The 2,332-nt window shown below is 54.9% G+C and carries 2 protein-coding genes; one reads left to right on the top strand and one right to left on the bottom strand.

Going from position 1 to position 2,332, the window contains the following annotated elements:
• Positions 1–249: 249 nt before the first annotated feature.
• Entirely contained in the window at positions 250–1,191 is a 942-nt protein-coding gene (locus tag ACXJ5O_RS24710) for a LysR family transcriptional regulator (protein WP_457302210.1), read from the bottom strand.
• 166 nt (positions 1,192–1,357) lie between these two features.
• Between ACXJ5O_RS24710 and ACXJ5O_RS24705 the strand changes: the two genes are divergently transcribed.
• Positions 1,358–2,311, top strand: coding sequence for a ring-cleaving dioxygenase (locus ACXJ5O_RS24705; RefSeq protein ID WP_457302209.1), 954 nt, complete (start codon positions 1,358–1,360; stop codon positions 2,309–2,311).
• Positions 2,312–2,332 lie beyond the last annotated feature (21 nt).

Here is a 2,332-nt window from a genome sequence, read left to right as displayed (position 1 = left end):
ACCCTGATCAGCGACGAGCTTTTCAATGAGATCGGACGTATTCATTTTGGCGGTTTCCTCAGTATATTCGTTGATCGGAGGCGTCTGTATGGCACGCGATTCCCGCTCTGTCATCAGCAAGAACGCCCAAAAAGCGGGTTTATACCCAGTGTTTACAGGGTTTTTTTCAAAACCGGCTATGAAATTCAAGATTACGCTCTGAAGAGGCTTGCAAACCGCACCAAGTGATTCGCAGGGTGCGGGCTTCAATTAGGGCCGTTCARCATGGAAAGGATCCATCATTTGCCAGATTGGCGGGTCGCCGATATGGCGCACAAGGTGGTCTACAAACGCTCGAACCTTGGCCGAGACATGCCGTGTAGGTGGATACACCGCGTATATTTTGTAGGGAACTGGCGTCACATCGGGCAGCGCCGGAATGAGAGTACCCGCTCGCAAGGCGTCGGCGGCAATGAACATTGGAAGTAGGACCAGCCCCAGACCGGCAATTGCCATGTCGCGCATGGCCTCGCCATTGTTGGCGACGATGCGGCCATGCATGGCCACCGAGATTTGGTCATTCAAAGAAGCCGGGTTTTCGAATTGCCACAGCTGACTGGTATTGACGTTTGAGTAGTCGATGCAGGCGAAAGAGCTCAGGTCTTCGAGTCGCGTTGGCAACCCATTGGCTGCGGCGAAAGCCGGGCTGCAGCAAATAACCCTGGCGTCCGTGCAAAGCTTGCGGGCAATAAGGCTTGAATCCTTGAGGATGCCGATACGGATGCCAACATCATAACCACCACGCACCAGATCGACCATGCGGTCTTCAAGTTCCACCGCGACTTCCAGATCAGGATATTGCCTGGCGAAGTCGGCAATCATTCGTCCAAGATAAAGAGTGCCGAATGACATCGGAGCGGCAATCCTCAAACTGCCCCTAATGGCGCTGTGTCGCTCGCCAACGGTATCGGCGGCTTCAACGATCTCCCGAACCAAGGGCCTGATACGCTCGACAAAGTCGCGGGCGTGGTCGGAGGCAAGTAACTTGCGTGGCGAACGTTGAAACAGTTCTATACCCAGTGCCCCTTCAAGATCGGAAATGCGCTTGCTCACTACTGATTTCGAAAGGTTGAGGCGCGCGGCGGTCGCGGTGACGCTGCCGGTTTCCATTACGTCGAGAAAAGTGAGAAGATCGTCAAAGCGCCATTTCATTGTTTGGTTATAGTGGGCGTTAGGCCGATTTAAAACACCTGTATCCCTCCTTGGTTCGTTTCTGTCGAACACAGGTTGCAGAGATCCACTCTTTATCGGCCACTACACAACGCAGATATTGACGCCAACGGCGATTATGCCCGAACGAACCATTCAGGAGGCTTCGATGACCCTACAACTGACAGGTATTCATCATTTGACTGCCGTAACGGCGAATGCGCCGGAAAATCTGCGGTTTTATACGCAAACGCTTGGCCTGCGACTGGTCAAGAAAACCGTCAATCAAGACGACACCAGCGCCTATCACCTCTTCTATGCAGATGGAGAGGCAACGCCCGGCACCGATCTCACCTTCTTCGACTGGCCGGTTGGACCCGAAAGCCGCGGTACGCACAGCATTTCGCGTACGGGTTTGCGTGTGGCCAGCAAAGCAAGTCTGGTATGGTGGAAAGCTCGCTTTACCGAACTCGGCGTAAAGTCCGGTGATATTGCTGAAATCGGTGGCTATGACTCGCTTGATATTGAAGATGGCGAAGGACAACGGTTCCGGCTCATCAATGATGGCGGCGCTGGAGCATCGCATCCGTGGGACAGGAGCCCTGTCCCGGCTGAGCATCAGATCCGCGGGCTCGGTCCAATTACCCTCAGCGTGCCCGATATTACCAACACTGAAGCGATCCTTCTTCATGTGATGAATATGCGCAAGGTCAACACTTACCCATCTCCAGACGGTGCCGGGCATGTTCATGTGTTTGCTATGGGCGAGGGTGGTCCTGCTGCTGAATTGCACGTGGCCGTTCAACCGGATCTTCCGGCTGCAAGGCAGGGTGCCGGTGCTGTGCATCACGTCGCATTTCGCGCGCCAGACGTGCAGCAATTGCATGAATGGACCGAACGCCTGAACGAATTCCGGATGCCGTCAAGCGGCGAGGTGGAACGCTACTACTTCCGCTCGCTGTACTTTCGCGAACCGAACGGCATTTTGTTCGAAATCGCCACAGATGGTCCGGGCTTCACGGTCGATGAGCCCTTGGAGACTCTCGGGGAGGGCTTGTCGTTGCCGCCATTCCTTGAAGGCAAGCGCGCTTCGATCGAAGCCGGGCTCAAGCCTCTGTCGTAGCGAAAAGGAACAGGCCGGAGA

The organism is Phyllobacterium sp. P5_D12 (assembly GCF_054049495.1).
The sequence above is the reverse complement of the archived record's forward strand: the minus strand, read 5'-3'. Positions and strand labels throughout refer to the sequence as shown.

Excerpts from the sequence above, each read along its gene's own strand:
- ACXJ5O_RS24705 (WP_457302209.1), top strand. The coding sequence starts at position 1,358 with ATGACCCTACAACTGACAGGTATTCATCATTTGACTGCCGTAACGGCG.